The 20,586-nt window shown below is 66.0% G+C and carries 17 protein-coding genes and 1 pseudogene; 8 read left to right on the top strand and 10 right to left on the bottom strand.

Annotated elements, in window-relative coordinates; genetic code table 11:
* Window positions 1-95 precede the first annotated feature (95 nt).
* The 8 genes and pseudogenes from ACM9HJ_RS18195 to ACM9HJ_RS18160 all read left to right on the top strand — a co-directional run bounded on the left by ACM9HJ_RS18195 (window position 96) and on the right by ACM9HJ_RS18160 (window position 8,748).
* Window positions 96-1,574: an FAD-linked oxidase C-terminal domain-containing protein gene (locus ACM9HJ_RS18195; RefSeq protein ID WP_416573282.1), complete on the top strand. Its 1,479-nt coding sequence runs from the start codon at window positions 96-98 to the stop codon at window positions 1,572-1,574.
* A 150-nt stretch (window positions 1,575-1,724) separates the two neighbouring features.
* Entirely contained in the window at window positions 1,725-3,305 is a 1,581-nt protein-coding gene (locus tag ACM9HJ_RS18190; RefSeq protein WP_416573180.1) for an ABC transporter substrate-binding protein, read from the top strand.
* 58 nt (window positions 3,306-3,363) lie between these two features.
* Window positions 3,364-4,374, top strand: a complete 1,011-nt coding sequence (locus tag ACM9HJ_RS18185) for an ABC transporter permease subunit (protein WP_416573179.1) — start codon at window positions 3,364-3,366, stop codon at window positions 4,372-4,374.
* A pseudogene (locus ACM9HJ_RS18180) lies at window positions 4,371-5,256 on the top strand (ABC transporter permease subunit). Before ACM9HJ_RS18185 ends, ACM9HJ_RS18180 begins: the two are co-directional and overlap by 4 nt.
* An 8-nt stretch (window positions 5,257-5,264) precedes the next feature.
* A complete protein-coding gene (locus ACM9HJ_RS18175) occupies window positions 5,265-6,224 on the top strand; it encodes an ABC transporter ATP-binding protein (protein WP_416573178.1) in 960 nt (319 codons plus the stop codon).
* A complete protein-coding gene (locus ACM9HJ_RS18170) occupies window positions 6,224-7,189 on the top strand; it encodes a dipeptide ABC transporter ATP-binding protein (protein WP_416573177.1) in 966 nt (321 codons plus the stop codon). The genes ACM9HJ_RS18175 and ACM9HJ_RS18170 overlap by 1 nt, the downstream gene beginning before the upstream one ends.
* Before the next feature lie 385 nt (window positions 7,190-7,574).
* Window positions 7,575-8,456 carry an SPFH domain-containing protein gene (locus tag ACM9HJ_RS18165; protein WP_416573176.1) on the top strand — a complete coding sequence of 294 codons (882 nt, stop codon included), beginning with the start codon at window positions 7,575-7,577 and terminating at the stop codon, window positions 8,454-8,456.
* Window positions 8,457-8,562: 106 nt separating this feature from the next.
* Entirely contained in the window at window positions 8,563-8,748 is a 186-nt protein-coding gene (locus ACM9HJ_RS18160) for an Arc family DNA binding domain-containing protein (protein ID WP_416573175.1), read from the top strand.
* 47 nt (window positions 8,749-8,795) lie between these two features.
* On the opposite strand, the gene ACM9HJ_RS18155 is transcribed toward ACM9HJ_RS18160, so the two are convergent.
* The 10 genes from ACM9HJ_RS18155 to obgE form a co-directional block, all read right to left on the bottom strand.
* Window positions 8,796-10,484, bottom strand: a complete 1,689-nt coding sequence (locus ACM9HJ_RS18155) for a methyl-accepting chemotaxis protein (RefSeq protein ID WP_416573174.1) — start codon at window positions 10,482-10,484, stop codon at window positions 8,796-8,798.
* Between the two features lie 153 nt (window positions 10,485-10,637).
* Window positions 10,638-11,348, bottom strand: coding sequence for a tRNA (guanine(46)-N(7))-methyltransferase TrmB (trmB, locus tag ACM9HJ_RS18150; protein WP_416573173.1), 711 nt, complete (start codon window positions 11,346-11,348; stop codon window positions 10,638-10,640).
* A 97-nt stretch (window positions 11,349-11,445) separates the two neighbouring features.
* Window positions 11,446-12,615, bottom strand: a complete 1,170-nt coding sequence (metK, locus tag ACM9HJ_RS18145) for a methionine adenosyltransferase (protein WP_416573172.1) — start codon at window positions 12,613-12,615, stop codon at window positions 11,446-11,448.
* A gap of 259 nt (window positions 12,616-12,874) precedes the next feature.
* A complete protein-coding gene (locus ACM9HJ_RS18140; protein WP_094457220.1) occupies window positions 12,875-13,324 on the bottom strand; it encodes a helix-turn-helix domain-containing protein in 450 nt (149 codons plus the stop codon).
* Window positions 13,325-13,486: 162 nt separating this feature from the next.
* Window positions 13,487-15,082, bottom strand: coding sequence for an apolipoprotein N-acyltransferase (gene lnt, locus ACM9HJ_RS18135; RefSeq protein ID WP_416573171.1), 1,596 nt, complete (start codon window positions 15,080-15,082; stop codon window positions 13,487-13,489).
* 75 nt (window positions 15,083-15,157) lie between these two features.
* Complete coding sequence (locus tag ACM9HJ_RS18130; protein ID WP_416573170.1) at window positions 15,158-16,090, bottom strand: hemolysin family protein; 933 nt, start codon at window positions 16,088-16,090, stop codon at window positions 15,158-15,160.
* On the bottom strand, window positions 16,090-16,767 hold the full coding sequence (ybeY, locus tag ACM9HJ_RS18125) for an rRNA maturation RNase YbeY (RefSeq protein WP_416573169.1): 678 nt from the start codon (window positions 16,765-16,767) through the stop codon (window positions 16,090-16,092). Before ybeY ends, ACM9HJ_RS18130 begins: the two co-directional genes overlap by 1 nt.
* 3 nt (window positions 16,768-16,770) lie before the next feature.
* The gene (locus ACM9HJ_RS18120) at window positions 16,771-17,757 is read right to left on the bottom strand and encodes a PhoH family protein (RefSeq protein ID WP_416573168.1); all 987 of its coding nucleotides are present in this window, start codon (window positions 17,755-17,757) and stop codon (window positions 16,771-16,773) included.
* Window positions 17,754-19,151, bottom strand: coding sequence for a tRNA (N6-isopentenyl adenosine(37)-C2)-methylthiotransferase MiaB (gene miaB / locus ACM9HJ_RS18115; RefSeq protein ID WP_416573167.1), 1,398 nt, complete (start codon window positions 19,149-19,151; stop codon window positions 17,754-17,756). The genes ACM9HJ_RS18120 and miaB overlap by 4 nt, the downstream gene beginning before the upstream one ends.
* A 239-nt stretch (window positions 19,152-19,390) precedes the next feature.
* Window positions 19,391-20,446 (bottom strand): GTPase ObgE, encoded by a 1,056-nt coding sequence (gene obgE, locus ACM9HJ_RS18110; protein ID WP_416573166.1) that lies wholly within the window; start codon window positions 20,444-20,446, stop codon window positions 19,391-19,393.
* Window positions 20,447-20,586 lie beyond the last annotated feature (140 nt).

Raw genomic sequence — 20,586 nt, 5'->3', positions numbered from 1 at the left:
CGCGGTTTTCGCATTTGGGGGTTCCGCATCCCCCTTGCTTTGCCGCATGGTTGGCGCCTGTTGCCCCCATCCGGTGAAGTGCACCCATGCCGACCATGCCCCCGCCCGACCCGACAGCCTTCACCAAACGGGGTGAATTGCTGCGCCGGCTGAAGGGGGCAATTCCCGGCGGCGTCATCGCCGACGAAGCGTCGCTGCGCGCCTATGACACCGACGCCCTGGCCGCCTATCGCCAGATGCCGATGCTGGTTGTCCTGCCCCGCAATACCAGGGAGGTCGCAACGGCTTTGCGTATCTGCCACGAGATGGGGGTGAAGGTCGTGCCGCGCGGGGCCGGTACGGGCTTGTCGGGCGGTGCCCTGCCGCTGGCCGACGGGGTGCTGCTGGTCCTGTCCAAACTGTCGCGCATCCTCGACATCGATTACGACAACCGCGCCGTCGTGGTGCAGCCCGGCGTCACCAACCTGGCCATCAGCCAGGCGGTGGGCGAGCGCGGCTTCTATTACGCCCCCGATCCGTCATCCCAGATCGCCTGCTCCATCGGCGGCAATGTCGCGGAGAATTCCGGCGGCGTGCATTGCCTTAAATATGGTGTCACCGCCAACAACCTGCTGGGCATCGAGTTCGTCACCATGGCGGGCGAGGTGCTGCGCCTGGGCGGCAAGCATCTCGATTCGGGTGGCTACGACCTGCTGGGCGTGGTCACCGGATCGGAGGGGCTGCTGGGTGTGGTGACGGAGGTGACGGTGCGCATCCTGCCAAGGCCACAGGTGGCGCGCGCCCTGCTGGTCGGGTTCGACTGCACCGTCGATGCCGGTGACGCCGTGGCCGCCATCATCGCCGCCGGCATCATCCCGGCCGGGATGGAGATGATGGACCGGCCGGCCATCCATGCGGCGGAGGATTTCGTCCAGGTGGGCTATCCGCGCGATGTCGAGGCGCTGCTGATCGTGGAACTGGACGGGCCGGCGACGGAGGTCGATGCGCTGATCGCCCAGGTCGCGGAGATCACCACATCCCACCGTGGCCGCCCGCCGCGCATATCGACCAACGAATCCGAACGGCTGGCCTTCTGGGCCGGGCGCAAGGCCGCCTTCCCCGCCGTGGGCCGGATCAGTGCCGACTATATGTGCATGGATGGCACCATCCCGCGAAAGGCCCTGCCCCGGGTCCTGTCCCGCATGGCGGAGATGGAGGGGGAATTTGGGCTGCGGGTCGCCAATGTCTTCCATGCCGGTGATGGCAATCTTCATCCCCTGATCCTTTTCGATGCCAACAAGCCGGGCGAACTGGAGCGGGTGGAGGCGTTCGGGGCCGCCATCCTGCGCCTGTGCGTGGAGGTCGGTGGGGTGCTGACCGGCGAGCATGGGGTGGGGATCGAAAAGCGCGACCTGATGCCGGACCAGTTCAGCGAAGCCGACCTGGAACAGCAGACGCGGCTGAAATGCGCCTTCGACCCCGATGGGCTGCTGAATCCCGGCAAGCTGTTCCCCACGCTGCATCGCTGTGCCGACAGCGGCTGGATGCGGGTCGGCGGTGGGCAACTGCCCTTCGCGGAGCTTCCCAGGTTCTGACCCCTAAGGTTCTGACCATTGACCCCTGCCCTGCCCCCTGTTCTACTGCACCGCAATGCACGGCGCGCAGGGCGGACATTCCCTGACGACGCCACACAATAAATATGGCGGACGGGGTTCAGCATGGGTCGTATGGCGTGGCGGACAGCCATGGTTGCGTGCGCGTTGGCGGGTTTCGGGGCCGTGCCGGCCCTGGCGGCGCCCAAGACACTGGTCTATTGCGCCGAAGGCAGCCCGGAGAATTTCAACGCGGCGCTGAACACCTCGGGCACCACCTTCGATGCCACCCGCCCCCTCTATGATGGGCTGGTGAAGTTCGAACGGGGGACGACCAAGATCGTGCCCGCACTGGCCGAGCGCTGGGAAATCTCGCCTGACGGGCTGGTCTATACCTTCTTCCTGCGCAAGGGCGTGAAGTGGCAATCCTTCAAGGATTACAAGCCCACGCGCGATTTCAACGCCGATGACGTGCTGTTCAGCCTGAACCGGCAATGGAAGGCGGACCATCCCTTCCATTCCGTCTCCGGCGGCGGCTATGCCTTCTTCAAGAGCATGGGGCTGGGCGACCTGCTGAAAGCCGTGGAGAAGCTGGACGACTATACCGTCCGCGTCACGCTCGCCAAGCCTGAAGCCCCCTTCCTGGCCGATCTGGGCATGGACTTCGCCAACATCACGTCGGCCGAATATGCCGACTTCCTGAAGAAGAAGGGCACGCCGGAACGGTATGATCAGGACCCGGTCGGCACCGGCCCCTTCCGCTTCGTCACCTATCAGAAGGATGCCCAGGTCCGGTATCGCCGCTTCGACGAACATTGGGGCGGCAAGACCCCGCTGGACAATCTGGTCTTCGCCATCACGCCCGATGCGGCCGTACGCTATGCCAAGCTGAAGGCCGGGGAATGCCACATCATCCCCTATCCCAACCCGCCCGACCTGCCCGCCATTGCCAAGGACCCGGCCCTGACCCTGATGGAGCAGGAGGGGTTGAATGTCGGCTATCTGGCCTTCCAGACCCAGAAGAAGCCGTTCGATGACAAGCGGGTGCGCCAGGCGCTGAACATGGCCATCGACCGCAAGGCCATCCTGGACCAGGTCTTCCAGGGCAGCGGCAAACCGGCGAAGAATCCCATCCCACCGGGCGTGTTCGGCTATCTGGCCGACAACAAGGAATATCCCTACGACCCCGCCAAGGCTAAGGCGCTGCTGGCCGAGGCCGGGTTCCCCAACGGGTTCGAGAGCGACCTGTACGCCATGCCCGTCCAGCGCCCCTACAACCCCAATGCCCGGCGCATGGCGGAGATCATCCAGGCCGATCTGGCCAAGGTCGGCGTGCGGGTCAAGATCGTCAGCTTCGAATGGGGCGAATATCGCAAGCGCATCCAGGACGGCGACCATCAGATGGCGCTCTATGGCTGGACGGGCGACAATGGCGACCCGGACAATTTCATGTACAACCTTCTGGGCTGCGCGGCGGCCAGGACCAGCGGCAGCAACATCGCCAAATGGTGCCACCAGCCCTATGAGGATCTGGTCCTGAAGGCCAAGCAGGTGCCCGACCAGGCGGCCCGCGCCAAGCTTTATGAACAGGCCCAGCGCGTCTTCAAGGAAGAGGCCCCCTGGGTCACCATCGCCCATTCGGTGGTGTTCGAGCCGGTGTCGAAGAAGGTCGTCGGCTATAAGCAGAGCCCGTTCAACCGGCATCAGTTCGATGGGGTGGATATGGTGGAGTGAGCCCCGACCCCCGTTCCGCAACCCGTCCCCCCCAGGGTTTGGAAGCTGCAGCCATTCCATGCTGAAATTTATCGCGACCCGCATCGCCCTGCTGATCCCCACCTTCTTAGGCGTGACGCTGCTGGCCTTTTTCCTGATCCGTCTCGTCCCCGGCGACCCGATCGAGGTGCGGCTGGGCGAGCGCGGAATCGATCCGGCGCGGCTGGAGGAGCTGCGGGCGCAACTGGGTCTGAACAAGCCGTTGCTGGAACAATATGGCGACTATCTGGGCGGCGTGCTGACCGGTGACCTGGGAAAGTCGCTGATCACCCAGACGCCGATCCTGCATGAATTCGCCGAGCTGTTCCCCGCCACCATCGAGCTTTCGCTCTGCGCCATCCTGTTCGCGCTGGTCATCGGGCTGCCGGCCGGGGTGCTGGCGGCGGTGAAGCGGGGCGGGCCGCTGGATCATGGGGTGATGGCGGCCAGCCTGACCGGATATTCCATGCCCATCTTCTGGTGGGGCCTGCTGCTGATCCTGTTCTTCTCCGTCATCCTGGGCTGGACGCCGGTCAGCGGCCGGCTGTCGGCCGCCTATTATGTGGAACCGGTGACCGGGTTCCTGCTGATCGACAGCCTGATGTCGGAGGAGGAAGGGGCGTTCCTGGATGCGCTGCATCATCTGGTCCTGCCATCCATCGTCCTGGGCACCATCCCGCTGGCCGTCATCGCCCGCATGACGCGGTCATCGATGCTGGAGGTGCTGGGTGAGGATTATATCCGTACCGCGCGGGCCAAGGGGCTGGGTCTGGGCCGGGTGGTAGGGATACATGCGCTGCGCAACGCCATGATCCCCGTGGTCACCGTCATCGGTTTGCAGGTCGGCACCCTGCTGGCCGGGGCCATTTTGACGGAGACCATCTTCGCCTGGCCCGGCATCGGCAAATGGCTGATTGAAAGCATCAACCGGCGTGATTATCCGGCCCTGCAGGGCGGCATCCTGCTGGTGGCCGGGGTGGTCATGCTGGTCAATCTGGCCGTCGATCTGCTGTACGGCCTGCTCAACCCCCGCATCCGGCACGCGAAATGACCGATATCGTCCTGAAGGCACCGCCGGGTCCATGGCCCGAGTTCTGGTCCCATTTCCGCCGCAACCGGGGGGCCGTGCTGGGGCTGTTCATCGTCCTGCTCCTGTCCATCACCGCCATCTTCGCCGAGCTGGTGGCCCCGCATCCGCCGGCCGAGCAGTTCCGCGATTTCGTGCTGCTGCCCCCGGCCTGGATCGAGGGTGGAAGCTGGGCCTTCCCGCTGGGCACCGATGATATCGGGCGGGACATGCTGTCCCGGCTGATCCATGGGGCCCGGCTGTCCTTGTTCATCGGGTTGCTGGTCGTCACCCTGTCGCTGGCGGTGGGGGTGGCGCTGGGGCTGGTCGCCGGGTTTTATGGCGGGGCGTTGGATACGCTGATCGCGCGGTTCATGGATATCCTTCTCTCCCTGCCCTCCCTGCTGCTGGCCATCGTGGTGGCGGCGATCCTGGGACCGGGGCTGGTGAATGCGGCGGTTGCCGTGTCGGTGGTCATCGTCCCGCATTATGCCCGCCTGACCCGGGCGTCGGTGATGGCGGAACGGAACCGGGAATATGTGACGGCGGCGCGATTGGCCGGGGCCAGCGATAGAAGGCTTATGCTGGTCACCATCCTGCCCAACTGTGCGGCCCCGCTGATCGTGCAGGCCACTTTGGGCTTTTCCACCGCCATCCCTGGATGCGGCGGCCCTGGGTTTCCTGGGGCTGGGGGCGCAGCCGCCGACGCCGGAATGGGGTACCATGCTGTCATCCTCTCTCCAGTTCCTGCAGCGCGCCTGGTGGGTGGTGACCTTTCCGGGGCTGGCCATCCTGATCACGGTGCTGGCCTTCAACCTGATGGGCGACGGGTTGCGCGACGCGCTTGACCCCAAGCTGAAGCGCTGAGGACGCCCATGCCGCTTCTCGACATCAAGGACCTGTCGGTCACCTTCGCCACCGGGCGCGGCCCCTTCCGTGCCGTGGATGGCATCGACCTTTCCATAGAGCCCGGCGAGGTGCTGGGCATCGTGGGGGAAAGCGGGTCGGGCAAATCCGTCACCTCCCTGGCCGTGTTGGGCCTGCTGGCCGACAATGCCAGCGTCACCGCCCGGACCATGGCGTTCGACGGGCAGGATTTGCTGACCCTGCACCCCAAGACCCGACGCCGCCTGAATGGCGGGCAGGTGGCCATGATCTTCCAGGAACCGATGAGCAGCCTGAACCCCTGCTTCACGGTCGGGTTCCAGATCGGCGAGACCCTGGCCCAGCATGAAGGCTTGTCGGGCAAGGCGCTGCGCAAACGGTCCATCGACCTTTTGGAACAGGTGGGTATCCCCGCCCCGGAAACCCGCCTGTCGGCCTTCCCGCACCAGCTGTCTGGCGGGATGAGCCAGCGGGTGATGATCGCCATGGCCATCGCCTGCAACCCGCGCCTGCTGATCGCCGATGAACCGACCACGGCCCTGGACGTCACCATCCAGCGCCAGATCCTGGACCTCTTGCGCGATCTTCAGCGCCAGCGCGGCATGGCCATGATCCTGATCACCCATGACATGGGCGTCGTCGCCGAATGCGCCCACCGGGTACAGGTGATGTATGCCGGCCAGGTGGTGGAGAACCGGCCGGCGGACCAGCTGTTCGACCAGCCCCGCCACCCCTATACGGCGGCCCTGCTGGACGCGCTGCCCGAGCGGGCGGTGGGGCGGCGGCGCCTGCCCACCATTGCCGGCACCGTGCCCGGCGTGGGCGACCGGCCCGCGGGCTGTTTGTTCCAGCCGCGCTGTACCCTGGCGGAGGATCGCTGCGGGACGCGGCCGGCGGTGGTCCCCGACGGGGCGGGCTGGACACGCTGCGTGCGAGCGGAGGTCGCGTGATGAACCGGAACAAGACCATCCTGGAAGCCCACGCGCTGCGCCGCCATTACCAGGTCAAACGCGGCCTGTTCCGCGCGCCCGCCATCGTGAAGGCCGTGGATGGCGCCAGCTTCACCGTCACGGCCGGCAGGACCCTGGCCGTGGTGGGCGAGAGCGGATGCGGCAAGTCCACCCTGGCCCGCCTCTTGACCCGGATCGAGGCGCCAACCGACGGCGCCCTGCTGTTTGCGGGACGCGACGTCACCGCCGTGCCCAAGACGCAGGAAAAGGCCCTGCGCCGGGCCGTGCAGATGGTGTTCCAGAACCCCTACGGATCGCTGAACCCCCGCCAGAAGGTGGCGGATATCCTGGCCGAACCGCTGCTGATCAATACCGGGATGCCCAGGGCGGAACGCCGCGACCGGGCCGTCGCCATGATGGCGAAGGTCGGCCTGCGCCCCGATCAGGCCGACCGCTATCCGCACATGTTCAGCGGCGGGCAGCGCCAGCGCATCGCCATCGCCCGCGCCCTGATGCTGGACCCGCGCGTCGTGGTGGCGGACGAGCCGGTATCGGCACTCGACATCTCCATCCAGGCCCAGGTGCTGAACCTGATGATGGACCTTCAGGACGAGCTGGGCCTGGCCTATGTCTTCATCAGCCACGACCTGTCCGTCGTCCGCCATATCGCCGACGAGGTGATGGTGATGTATCTGGGCCGGCCCGTCGAACAGGGACCCAAGGACGCCATCTTCGCCGATCCGCGCCATCCCTATACAAAGGCCCTGCTGGCCGCGATGCCCCGCGTCCACCGGGGCGGGGCGCCGGAGGTCACGCCGCTGACCGGCGAGTTGCCCAGCCCCATGGACCCGCCACCCGGCTGCACCTTCCACAAGCGCTGCCCCCTGGCACAACCGCGCTGCGCGGCGGAAGTGCCGGAAGCACGGGCGCTGGACGGGCGGGTGGTGGCCTGCCATCTGGCGTAAATGCCGTAGGTCAGGTCGAGCCGTAGGCGAGCCCTGACAGATAAAGCTTTCAATCCATTGCTGTCAGGGCTCGGCTCACGCCTCGACCTGACCTACGTGACGCCGCCTGTGAAACGCCATGCGACATGAAATCGCCGGCGTTTCAGAGCGCCCGGGGGCAGTCGCTCCGAATGGGTCGGCCGCCGCGCAACATCGTGCAACGCAAACACGCCCCTGTTTCGGAGCCGGGGCAATGTCGGCTCCGACCCGGTGCGGGCATGGCAGTGGCTTGATTGGAACCAGCATAACAGGCTGCCGGCCGGATTTACAGAATCACGAATCCCCTTGCGTCGTCGCCTCAATATGATATCAAAATTATATCACTTTGAAGCATGGGAGGGTCAGGATGCAAAAACCACAACAGATCGGTGACCGGGCCGTAACGCCGCGCAGCGGCCTGGCGATGCTGGGTATCGGGTTCATCATCGCCATTCTGGGCATCGCGCTGACCATCATGAGCTTCAAGGCCGGCAACGGTATCGTGTCGCTGCTCTGGGTGCTGCTGGTCCCGGTGGGCCTGTTCGCGATGCTGGGCCTGTTCATCGTGCAGCCCAACCAGGCGGTGGCGCTGACCCTGTTCGGCGATTACCGGGGCACGGTGACCGCACCCGGCCTGCGCTGGGTCAACCCGTTCTACAGCAAGCACCGCGTCTCGCTGCGGGTGCACAATTTCGAGACGGGAACGTTGAAGGTGAATGACGCCGATGGCAGCCCCATCGAGATCGGCGCCATCATCGTCTGGCAGGTGACGGACGCCGCCGAGGCGCTGTTCAATGTCGAGGATTACAAGGGCTATGTGGCGATCCAGGCCGAATCGGCCCTGCGCCTGATCGCGACATCATATCCCTATGACGATCATGGCGGCGAGGTCATCTCACTGCGCGGCAATGGCGAGGAGATTTCCAACCATCTGCAGGTGGCCGTGCAGGAGCGGCTGGCCCAGGCCGGTATCCGGGTGATCGAGGCGCGGATCAGCCACCTGGCCTATGCGCCGGAAATCGCCGGCGCCATGTTGCAGCGCCAGCAGGCCAACGCCGTCGTCGCCGCCCGCGCCAAGATCGTGGAAGGGGCCGTGGGCATGGTGGAAATGGCCCTGGACCAGCTGGCCGCGCGCGCCGTGGTGCATCTGGACGATGAGCGCAAGGCGCACATGGTGTCCAACCTGCTGGTCGTGCTCTGTGCCGACCGGGCGACGCAGCCGGTGGTGAATACGGGGTCGTTGTATTGATGTTTCTGTCGTAGGTCAGGTCGAGCCGAAGGCGAGCCCTGACAAACGATGGTGCCAATGAATGTCAGGGCTCGCCTTCGGCTCGACCTGACCTACGGGAAGTAGAATGGCAGAGAAGAAGGCATATCCCCTGCGCATCGGCGCGGACGTGCTGGAGGCCATGCAGCGCTGGGCCGATGATGATCTGCGCAGCCTGAATGCCCAGATCGAGTACGTGCTGCGGGCCCAGCTGCGCCAGGCGGGACGGTTGAAACCGCCCGGCCCGACGCCGGCGGTGGAGGAAAAAGAATAAGGGGCGGACCGGCACATACCAGCCCGCCCCTTACCCTCACAACGCTATCACGCCGCGATGATGGTCTTCACGAACAGGTCGACCTCGGTGTTCAGCACCACGGACTGGCGCGTCACGTCCGATGCCGTGCCATGCACGGTGCTGGCGGCACCGCCGGTATTGGCGGCGGCCTGGCTGACGCCCTGGACCGCGTTGCACACGGCCTGGGTGCCGTTGGCCACGTCCTGGACGGTGCGGGCGATCTCGTTGGTGCTGGCCTGCTGTTCCTCAATGGCCGCGGCCAGGGCCGTGGTGATCTCCCCGATCTTGTCGATGGTGTTGGCGATGCGGGCGATGGCGGTGACGGCGGCCGTGGTCTCGCGCTGGATGCTGCCGACCTGGGAGGTGATGTCCTCCGTCGCCTTGCCGGTCTGCATGGCCAGGGCCTTCACCTCCGACGCCACGACGGCGAAGCCCTTGCCGGCCTCCCCGGCGCGCGCCGCCTCGATCGTGGCGTTCAGGGCCAACAGGTTGGTCTGGGCGGCGATACCCTGGATCAGGCCCACGACCTCGGAAATGCGGCTGGCCGCACTCTGCAGCCCGTCCATGGTGCGGCTGGTCTCGCCAGCATCCTCCACCGCGGCACGGGCGACATTGTTGGCCTCCACCACCTGGCGGGCGATTTCGGAGATCGACGCGTTGATCTCCTCCGTCGCGGCGGCAACGCTCTGCACGCCGGCCGCACTCTCATCCGAGGCATTGGCCACTTCGGCGGCCTGGCTGGCGGCGGCCTTGGCGGCACCGGTCAGCCCCTCCGCACTGTCGCGCATATCCTGGGCCGAACGGGCGAGCGCGGTGGACACGGCACCCAGCTTGCCGGCGAAATCGGCGGTCAGCTTCTCCAGCCGGCGCTGGCGTTCCTCCTTGGCGGCCTGTTCGGCCTTCTGTACGGCCTCCAGGCGCTTGGCCTCCAGCAGGCCGCGCTTGAACATTTCCAGCGCCTGGGCGATCTGCCCGATCTCATCGGCGCGGTTGGTCTCCGGAATGGCCACTTCCAGCTTGCCGTCGGCCATCTGGCGCACGGTGCCCGTCACCGCGGCCAGCGGGCTGGTCACCCGCTGCGACACCAGCCAGACGGCGAAGCCCACCGACAGCAGGATGCCCAGCACGGCAACGGTCATCATGATCATCTGCTGGCGCTGACCGAAACTATCCATCTCCTGGATGCCCTTCAGCACCTCGCCCACCTGCAGGGCCGACAGCTTGACCATGACGTCGTTGAAGGCCTTGCGGTTGGCGCGGTTGGCGTCATTGTCGCCGATCACGCGGGCGGCAGCGGCACCCTCGGCCCGGCCGGCATTCATCATGTCGGTGCGGAAGGTGATGAATTCGCGCCCGCGCTTCACCGCGTCGCGCATGTCGGCCGCCACGGCGGGATCGACCACCGCTTCATACTCATCCAGCCGCTTGCCCAGCAGATCCAGGCTGGTGGTCATGGTCTTGGCGAACTTCTCCAGTTCGGCAGCGTCGCGGGCCATGTAGATGCCGCGGCTGTCCATGACGACGGCGTTGATCAGGCCATTGATCTGTTCGGAGAGCACGGCGCGCTTCGTGTCCTGGCCCATCTCCTCCACCTTGGTCTGATAGACCGACATGGCGGACAGGCCCATCACCGCCATGACGATTGCGACGACGGCCAGCATGCCCATGGCAAGGTTGACCTTCATACCGATGCGCAGATCACGGAGCTTCACCATTCATCCCTCCCCTTCCGCATTCGCGGGCTCCGGGCACCGTTTCACCCGGAACGGAAATCATAAGGTTGGAATGATGGCGCGAAGCCCCGCGATTTTGGCGAGTGCAAAGGGTTAGGTACCGTTAAAATCGCCTATGCTGGTGTGTTCAAAAGATCAGGCCGGCCGCGACTTGCGAATGAAGCGCAGAAACATGGGCACACGACCCGCTTCCAGTGCTTTCATCTCATATCGGGTCTGCGGCCAGTCTTCGGGACGCACGCGCCAATCTTCGGCCACCCTTGCCGTCCATTCGAAATCCGGATGGCGCCAGGTATGTTCCAGCATCCAGCGCTGCAACTGCGGATCGTCGGACGCGATACGCAGTTCCGCCCCGTCCTTCAGCACACGGGCGAGGCGCGGCAGGTTGACGGGCCCGATGAACCGGCGGAAGGCGTGGCGTGCCTTGGGCCAGGGGTCGGGGAACAGCACGAAGGCGCGGCCGACGCTGGCATCGGGCAGCGCGTCCAGGATGGGGCGCGCATCATCGGGCACGACGCGGATATTGGTCTGCCCCCCCTCCTCCACATGCTTCAGCAGGGAGGAGACGCCGTTGACGAAGGGCTCGCACCCGATGAAGCCGATATCGGGATTGCGCGATGCCTGCCAGGCCAGATGCTCACCCCCGCCGAACCCGACCTCGAACCACAGGTCGCGCTTGGGGGCGTCGAACAGGGAGGCGGGGTCCAGCCGCCCGTCTTCCGCCGGGGCCGTCAGCTTCATCTTCGGCAACAGCGTATCCATCACCTCCTGCCGGTGCTTGCGCAGCGGCCGGCCGTGACGGCGGCCATAGAGAACCTTGCGATGGGGAATGCTGTCGTCGGACATGGGAGCGACTCGGGAGCTGAACGGGAATGACAAACGGCCCGCCGGTGAGGCGGGCCGTCGCTTCAGTTGGTCGGGCGGCAGGCCGCCCGGGGCGGGATCAGGCGCCGAAGGCCGACTTCAGGTCGGCGACCAGATCGGTCTTTTCCCAGCTGAAGCCACCATCCGCATCCGGGTCGCGGCCGAAATGGCCATAGGCGGCGGTGCGGGCATAGATGGCGCGGTTCAGCTTCAGATGCTCACGGATGCCGCGGGGCGACAGGTTCATCAGCTGGCGCAGCACGTCGGACAGCTTGTCCTCGTCCACGCGGCCGGTGCCGGCCGTGTCGATATAGACCGACAGCGGGTGGGAGACGCCGATGGCGTAGCTGAGCTGGATCGTGCACTTATCGGCCAGGCCGGCGGCGACGACATTCTTGGCCAGATAGCGCGCGGCATAGGCGGCCGAACGGTCGACCTTGGTCGGGTCCTTGCCGGAGAAGGCGCCGCCGCCATGCGGGGCGGCACCGCCATAGGTGTCGACGATGATCTTGCGGCCGGTCAGGCCGGCATCGCCATCGGGGCCGCCGATGACGAAACGACCGGTCGGGTTCACATAGAACGCCTCTTCCGGGCACATCCAGCCTTCCGGCAGGAAGGACAGCACGTGGCGGCGCGCCGTCTCGCGGATCTCTTCCTGGGCCACGCTCTCGCTATGCTGGGTGGACAGCACGATGGAGGTGGCGCCCACGGGCTTGCCGTCGCGGTACTGGAGCGAGAACTGGCTCTTGGCGTCGGGGCCCAGCCACGGGGTGGCGCCGGAATGGCGCACTTCCGCCAGGCTCTTCAGCAGCTTGTGGCTGTAATAGATCGGGGCCGGCATCAGGGCCGGGGTTTCCGTGCAGGCATAACCGAACATGATGCCCTGGTCGCCAGCACCCTCGTCCTTGTTGCCGGCGGCGTCGACGCCGACGGCGATGTCGGCGGACTGGGCATGCAGATGGACCGCGACCTCGGCATTCTTCCAGTGGAAGCCGTCCTGCTCGTAGCCGATATCCTTCACGGCGGCACGGGCCACATCCTCGACCTGCGCCAGCAGGCCGGCCGGGCCGCGCACTTCACCGGCGATGACGATGCGGTTGGTCGTGGCCAGCGTCTCGCACGCCACGCGGGCATAGGGATCCTGGGCCAGGTACAAATCGACGACGGCGTCGGAGATACGGTCGCACACCTTGTCCGGATGGCCTTCGGACACGGACTCGGACGTGAAGACGTAGTTCGATTTGGCCACTTGGATCGCCTCGGCTGAACGGTTGTAAAAAGCAAAACACGCCGCCCCCGTTTTCACCGGGGCAGCGTGTTTGTCGCAATCTTTTCCTACAGGGTCAAGCACGGCGCATGCGAAATACGGCCCACGAATGGCTGTATTCCGCCCACCGCTGATCTTCGCCCGCCCTCAGGCGCCGGGCGCCGCCCTCCGGCGGCTTGGCTTGCGCGCCACGAGGTGCCGGGCCGGCCGTCGCCGGCCCGCAACGGCCGTAATGCCGTTGTTACGCCGCGTCGGCCGGACCAGCCACAGCCTTCGTCAACTCGAAGATGCGCTTGCGCACGGCCGGGTCGGTGATGCGGTAATAGGCGCGCACCAGCTCTAGCGTCTCGCGCTTGGCCATCGGGTCGGGCTCACCCGCCTCCGGCACCGGCGTCGGGGCCGGGTTGGGCGAGCCGTCGGGATGCGGCATGTCGTCGAAGAAGAAGGAGACCGGCACGTCCAGAACGCGGGACAGGTCGAACAGGCGGGACGCACCGATGCGGTTGGCCCCACGCTCGTATTTCTGCACCTGCTGGAAGGTCAGGCCGATCGCCTCCCCCAGCTTTTCCTGGCTCATGCCCAGCAGGGTGCGGCGCAGCCGGACACGCGTACCGACATGAACATCGATGGGATTCGGCTTACCCAGCTTTGGGCGGCCGCCACCACGACGGCCACGGGTCTCGGTTTGCATAAGGACAACCTCCAGAATGGCTCTGGCATGATCCTGCGACATACGTTTGCATGTCGTCAAGCGATTTGCCGCTATTCTTTGGTATGGATAAGCATCCACCTATGCATCCACAAGGATACATGACCCGATCAAGGTCGGCAGGCGAACAGCGGCTTGCAGCCGTCAAGTGGGTCGGGGACGGAATGCGGCGATCCCCAACAACAGCGCCAGCCAGATCACGACCGGAACCGCATCTCCATAGTCTGCATACAATGGCACGGTTTCAGCGCGTTGCGGTAGTGAAATATCAAGGTTTCCGCTATCGCCAAGCGGTAAAGCACCCCTCACCCGCCCGTAGGCGTCGATGACACCGGAAATGCCGGTATTGGCCGCGCGTACCAGCGGCACGCCTTCCTCCACCGCGCGCACAGCGGTGATGGCGAAATGCTGGTGCGGGCCGGCCGTCTGTCCGTACCAGGCATCGTTGGTGAGGTTCAAAAGCCAGTGCGGGCGCTCCCCTTCGCGCGGCATGACGGCACCGGGGAAGATCACCTCGTAACAGATCAGCGGGCTGGCGGCCGGCGCACCCGGCAGGGACACCGCCCGCGGACCGGGGCCGGCGGAGAAGTCGGCGGCCGCGGCCACGGCCTTCACCCCCTTGGGCAGCAGACCGCGCAAGGGCAGATACTCGCCGAACGGCACCAGATGCGCCTTGTCGAAACTGGCCACCACCGTGCCACCTTGGGTCAGGGCGAACAGGCTGTTGAAATAGATATAGTCGCCAGCTTCGTTCGTGGCCAGCCGGTTGGCGCCGGTGATCAGGGCGCCGCCGGGCGGGGCGATCTGGGTCAGCAGGCGGGTCAGGGGCGCCTGATCGGGATTGTCGCTGTCCGACGACAGGAAATAGGGCACGGCGGTTTCCGGCCAGATGACATGGGTGACGCGATCCCAGCCTTCGGCCCCCGACATGTCGATCAGGCGGCGCAGATTGTTGATCTTCGCCTCCTCCTTCCATTTCAGCGCCTGGGGGATGTTGGGCTGCACGATGCGCAGCCGCACGTCCGGCACGTCGCCCAGACCCTGGCCCGCCATGCGCCAGCCGCCCCACCCGGCCAGCAGCGCCAGACCCAGCAGGCCAGCCAGGGCCGGACGCCAGGACGGTTTGGTTGCGACCAGTGTCGCCGGCAGAGCCGCCGCCAGCACGGTCAGCAGCGACAGGCCGTAGATGCCGATGACGGACACGGTCTGCAGCACCGGCAGGACGGGCACCCAGCCATAGCCGATCAGGTTCCAGGGAAAGCCGGTGAACATGTGCCCGCGCGCATATTCAACCGCCACCCAAGCGAGTGCCAAACCCGCTGCCTCCACCCAGCCGGTCAGGCCCCAGCGCCGCCTTGCCCAGCCATAGGCGACGGTGCCTACGCCCAGGAACAGGCCCAGCACCGCCGGCAGCCCCAGCAAGGATGCCGGCAGCATGAACCAGAAGCGGCCGATATCGGTGAACAGGGCGGCACTGATCCAGTAGAGGCCCGGCACATGATGGCCGATGGCGAAGGCCAGGCCGATGGTGAAGTCGGTCTTCGGCCGGTCCGACCCGCGCAGCAGCCAGACCAGGGCGGGAAAGGCCACCCAGAGCAGTGGCAGCGCATGCAGCGGCGGCAGCGACAGGGTCGCCAGGGCCCCCGCCAGGGCCGCCAGACCCAGCCGCTTCCACCCGCGCGCGGTGACGAGCCGTCCGGCCAGACTGGCGAGGCGGGGGAAGACGGCTTGATCGGTCATGAAGGGGCGGTCCTGGCGGTTCCGGTTCGGATGGCGTGCCATCCTTGAACGCGTGTCACCGCCAGGGCAAGGGTATTACCCCACGGCCCGCTGCGGCTCGTCCGTATCCTCGCCGTTGTTCATGACGAGATTATGGACGCGCAGGGTTTTGATGCGGCGGGGATCGGCGTCGAGGATTTCGAATGCCAGACCGCTCGGGTGCTTCAGCACCTCGCCGGCGGCCGGCACGCGGCCGGCCATGGCGAAGACCAGGCCGCCCAGCGTATCGACATCTTCCAGTTCCTCAGGCCCGAAATAATTGCCCAGCTGGGCCTCGAACGCCTCCACCGGGATGCGGGCATCAACCTCGATCGTGCCGTCGGCCTGGGGGGCCAGCGCGCTGGCCTCCTCCTCGTCATGCTCGTCCTCGATCTCGCCGACGATCTCTTCCACCAGATCCTCGATGGAGACCAGACCGTCGATGCCGCCGAACTCATCCACCACCAGGGCCAGATGCTGGCGCTTCTGGCGCATCTTCAGCAGCAGGTCCAACACCTTCATGGAGGGGGCGACGATCATCACCTCCCGCGTGATGGCCTCAAGATTGTAATCGCGGGCACCGGCCACGCAGGACAGCACATCCTTGATATGGACCATGCCGACCACGTCATCCAGCTCCTCCCGATAGACGGGCATGCGGCTGTGCGCCTCTTCGGAGAAACGCTTGATCAGGTCGGGCAGGGAAATACCCAGCGGCACGCCGACAATATCGGCACGCGGCACCATGGCGTCGGCCACGGTGCGGTGGCGCAGCTTCAGGATATTGGCTAGCAATGCCCGCTCCCCCTCCGCCATGGAGGGTTCGGTGGGACCATTCTCCTCGATCAATTCCTCGATCGTGTCGCGCAGCGTGTCGCCGCCGCGTACCCCGAGGATCGACCGCAGCCAGCCACGCAGGTGCTGGGCGAGGGTCCCTTGTTCTTCGGCCCCGTCTTCGCGGGGCGATCGACTGTCGCTGAGGTCGGCCATCATCTTTCTGGGGTTGTGGAGACAGGTCCCGCGGCGGAACCGCCAGGATCATCAGGCGCGCGGTATCCTTCCGACGGATCGCGCCCGGCATAGGGGTCGGCGATGCCGAGCCCCGACAGGATCTGGGTTTCCAGCCGTTCCATCTGTTCGGCCTCGGAATCCTCAATATGGTCGTAACCCAACAGGTGCAGAACGCCATGGGTCACGAGGTGGGTGAGATGGTCGGCAAAGGGCTTGCGCTGTTCGCGCGCCTCGCGTTCCACCGTTTCAAACGCCAGAATCACATCGCCCAATATTACAGGAACCGGGGCCTCTGACGACAGGAATTCCATATTCCTTTCGTCATCCTCCGCGTCGGCCTCGTCCGCTTCATCTTCGGCCCAGTCGCCCTCTTCTTCACCCTCTTCCCCGCTGCCATCGGCGTAGAGCGCGAAGGACAGGACATTGGTGGGCTTGTCCTTGCCGCGATAGTTGCGGTTCAACTCCTGCACCGTGCCATCATCGGCCAGGACCAGCGACATTTCCACCGGCCCCTGCGGCAGCCAGTCCGGGTCCTGGCCATGGGCGGCAACCAGCGCCGACCGCGCCGCCCGCTCGCACAGCAGTTCCACGTCGGAAACATTGGTTTCCCAACGATCATCCTCGATGGACAGGGCGATATCGACGCGATCGGGCATGGTTCAGGCCTCTCCGGCGATTTTGCGCGCCCGGTCGGCGGCGTCATAGGCGCGCACGATGCGGCCGACCAGCGGATGGCGCACGACATCCTGGTCGGTGAATTCCACGAAGGACACGCCCTCCACCCCGCGCAGGATGGACAGGGCCTCACGCAGGCCGGATTTCTGCCCCGACGGCAGGTCGATCTGGGTGACGTCGCCCGTCACCACCATGCGGCTGCCCTCACCCAGGCGGGTCAGGAACATCTTCATCTGCATGGGCGTGGTGTTCTGCGCCTCGTCCAGGATGACGAACGCATGGGCAAGCGTGCGGCCGCGCATGAAGGCCAGGGGGGCGACCTCGATCACCCCCGTTTCCAGCCGCTTGGTCACCTGGTCACCGGGCAGCATGTCATGCAGCGCGTCATAGAGCGGGCGGAGATAGGGGTCGACCTTCTCCTTCATGTCGCCGGGCAGGAAGCCCAGGCGCTCGCCCGCCTCCACCGCCGGACGCGACAGGATGATGCGTTCGATCGTGCCCTGCATCAGCAGGCTGACCGCCTGCGCCACGGCCAGATAGGTCTTGCCGGTACCAGCCGGGCCCAGGCCGAACACCAGCTCGCTCTCGGCCAGCGCCTCCAGATACCGGGCCTGCGTGGCGCTGCGCGGGGTGATGGTGCGGCGCTTGGTCTTCAAGCCGGCGCGCGGGTCGGACATCTGGGCGAGCGCATTGCCGCTGGTCTGCACATCGGCACTGATCGCCAGACGAGCGGCGGCATCCACCTCCCCCGGGCCCACCGGCATGCCGGCCTTCACCCGGTCCCACAGGGCCAGGATGGCGGCGCGGGCGGCCTGTGCCGCCTCATCTTCCCCGGCGATCGACACGATATTGCCACGCGAGACGAGGCGCGCACCCGTCTGCTTCTCCAGCCGGGTCAGGAACTGGCCATGTTCCCCGAACAGCAGCGGCAGCAGACGGTTATCGTCGAACGACAGTTCCAGATTGGTCAAGCGTAGGCCTCCACCGCCTTCGGTGCGGCGGCATGGGTGTGTGTTTCGCCGATCAGGACATGACCGGACAGGCTGTTGGCATAGGCACCCTCGACGGCCACGTCGACGATCTGCCCCATCAGGCGGGCGGGCGCCTGGACATAGACAGACTGCATGAAGGGGCTGCGGCCCAGCAACTGGCCTTCCAGCTTGCCCACGCGGTCGAACAAAACCGGCAGGGTCTTGCCCACCAGCGTCTGGTTGAAGGCGACCTGCTGGGCGTTCAGCAGCTGCTGCACCGCCTGCAACCGGTCGTCCTTGACCTTCTCATCCACCTGGCGGCCTTCCAGCCCGGCGGCCGGAGTACCGGGGCGGGCGGAATATTTGAAGCTGTAGGCCTGGGCATAACCGATATCGGTGATCAGGCGCAGCGTATCGGCAAAATCCTGGTCGGTCTCTCCGGGGAAGCCGGTGATGAAATCCGATGACAGTGCCAGATCGGGCTGGCCTTTGCGCAGCCGGTCGATCAGGCGGCGATAATCATCGCCCGTATGCTTGCGGTTCATCGCCGCCAGGATGCGGTCGCTGCCCGACTGCACCGGCAGATGCAGGAAGGGCATCAGTTGCGGCACGCTGCCATGGGCGGCGATCAGATCGTCATCCATGTCGCGCGGATGGCTGGTCGTGTAGCGGATGCGGGCCAGCCCGTCGATCTCCGCCAGCGCCCGGATCAGGCGACCCAGGCCCCAGACCTTGCCGTCCGGCCCGTCGCCATGGAAGGCGTTGACGTTCTGACCCAGGAGCGTGATCTCCTTCACGCCATGGCCGATCAGACGCTTGGCCTCGGCCATCACCTGCGCCACCGGGCGGCTGTACTCCGACCCGCGGGTATAGGGAACGACGCAGAAGGTGCAGAACTTGTCGCAACCCTCCTGCACCGACAGGAAGGCGGCCGGGCCCTGCGGCTTCGCACTTTCCTCCGGCAGCAGGTCGAACTTGCTCTCGACGGGGAAGTCGGTATTGACCACGCCGCCGGCACCGCGCACGGCGCGCGTCACCATTTCCGGCAGCTGGTGATAGGTCTGCGGCCCGAACACCATGTCGACATGCGGGGCGCGCATCATGATCTCCGCCCCCTCCGCCTGCGCCACGCAGCCGGCCACGGCGACGACCATGCGCCCGCCCTCCGCCGCCCGGTCATTCTGCAGGTGACGGATGCGGCCCAGTTCGGAATAGACCTTTTCCGACGCCTTCTCGCGGATATGGCAGGTGTTCAGGATCACCATGTCGGCGCCGTCGGGCTGGTCCGTCGGCTCGTAACCCAGCGGCGCCAGGACATCGGCCATGCGGTCGCTGTCATAGACATTCATCTGGCAGCCATAGGTCTTGATGAACAGCTTCTTCTTCAACGCCATTCCCCGGTGACGGGGCCTTTCCGCATGACAACAGGCTCCGGCGGCAAGGGCCGACGGCTTAACCGGTGCAAGATAGGGATGTGGGCGGTTTAGTCAACGGCGGTCGCATAAAGAGGGCTCATGCATATGCCGTAGGTCAGGTCGAGCCGAAGGCGAGCCCTGACATCTTGAAGGCACTGTCGCTTGTCAGGGCTCGGGCTGAAGCCCTCGACCTGACCTACGGCCCTTCTGTTACCGCCTCACTCCTCGATCGGCCGATAGCGCGCCCGGTAGGCGGCCTCTTCCGCCGCCATGCCTTCTTCGGCGCGGCTTTCCTTGATGATGTTCAGCAGCGCGTAGAGCACTTCCTGCACCCCCTCGCCTGCCGCGCCCGACATGACCAGCACCGGCTTCTTGGCCGAGCGGCGCAGCTTGGTGCGCTTGAACTCGATCTCTTCCTCGGTCAGGGCGTCGACCTTGTTCAGCACCACGATTTCCGGCTTGTCGGCCAGGCCGCCGCCATACATGCGCAGTTCGCGCCGGATGGTGCGGTAGGCCAGCTGGACATCCTCCTGCGTGCCGTCGATCAGGTGCAGCAGCACGCGGGTACGCTCGACATGGCCCAGGAAGCGGGTGCCCAGGCCGTGGCCCTCATGCGCGCCCTCGATCAGGCCGGGGATGTCGGCGATGACGAATTCCTCCTCACCGGCGCGCACCACGCCCAGATTGGGCACAAGCGTCGTGAAGGGATAGTCGGCGATCTTCGGCCGGGCGCGGCTGACAGCGGCCAGGAAGGTGCTCTTGCCGGCATTGGGCAGGCCCAGCAGGCCGGCATCGGCGATCAGCTTCAGGCGCAGCCAGACCCAGCGCTCCTCTCCCGGCCAGCCGGGGCCGAAATTGCGGGGGGCACGGTTGGTGGAGGTCTTGAAATGCTCGTTGCCGAATCCGCCATCACCGCCCTTCAGCAGCACGATGCGCTGACCGGCCTCGGTCATGTCGGCAATCACCGTCTCCTGGTCCTCGTCCAGCACCTGGGTGCCGACGGGCACGCGCAGCACGGCATCGTCACCGCGCGCACCGTGGCGGGACGAACCCATGCCGTGATTGCCGCGCTTGGCCTTGAAATGCTGCTGGTAGCGATAATCGATCAGGGTGTTCAGGCCGTCCACCGCCTCGATCACCACATCGCCGCCACGCCCGCCATTGCCGCCATCGGGACCGCCGAAGGGGATGAACTTCTCACGCCGGAACGCCACGGCACCGGGGCCACCATCACCGCTCTTCAGGTAGATCTTGCACTGGTCGAGAAACTTCATGGCGGCACCGGCTTAATAACAGAAACGGGAGGCACCCCAGGCCGGCGACTGCCGGCCCGCGCCCCCATGGGCGCGTAAGCCAAGGGCGCGGATGCGCCCGCCCGGCGCCTGAGGGAACTGAAAAGAGCGCAAACAAAACT

The organism is Niveispirillum sp. KHB5.9 (assembly GCF_048066115.1).
Taxonomy (GTDB): domain Bacteria; phylum Pseudomonadota; class Alphaproteobacteria; order Azospirillales; family Azospirillaceae; genus Niveispirillum.
The sequence above is the reverse complement of the archived record's forward strand: the minus strand, read 5'-3'. Positions and strand labels throughout refer to the sequence as shown.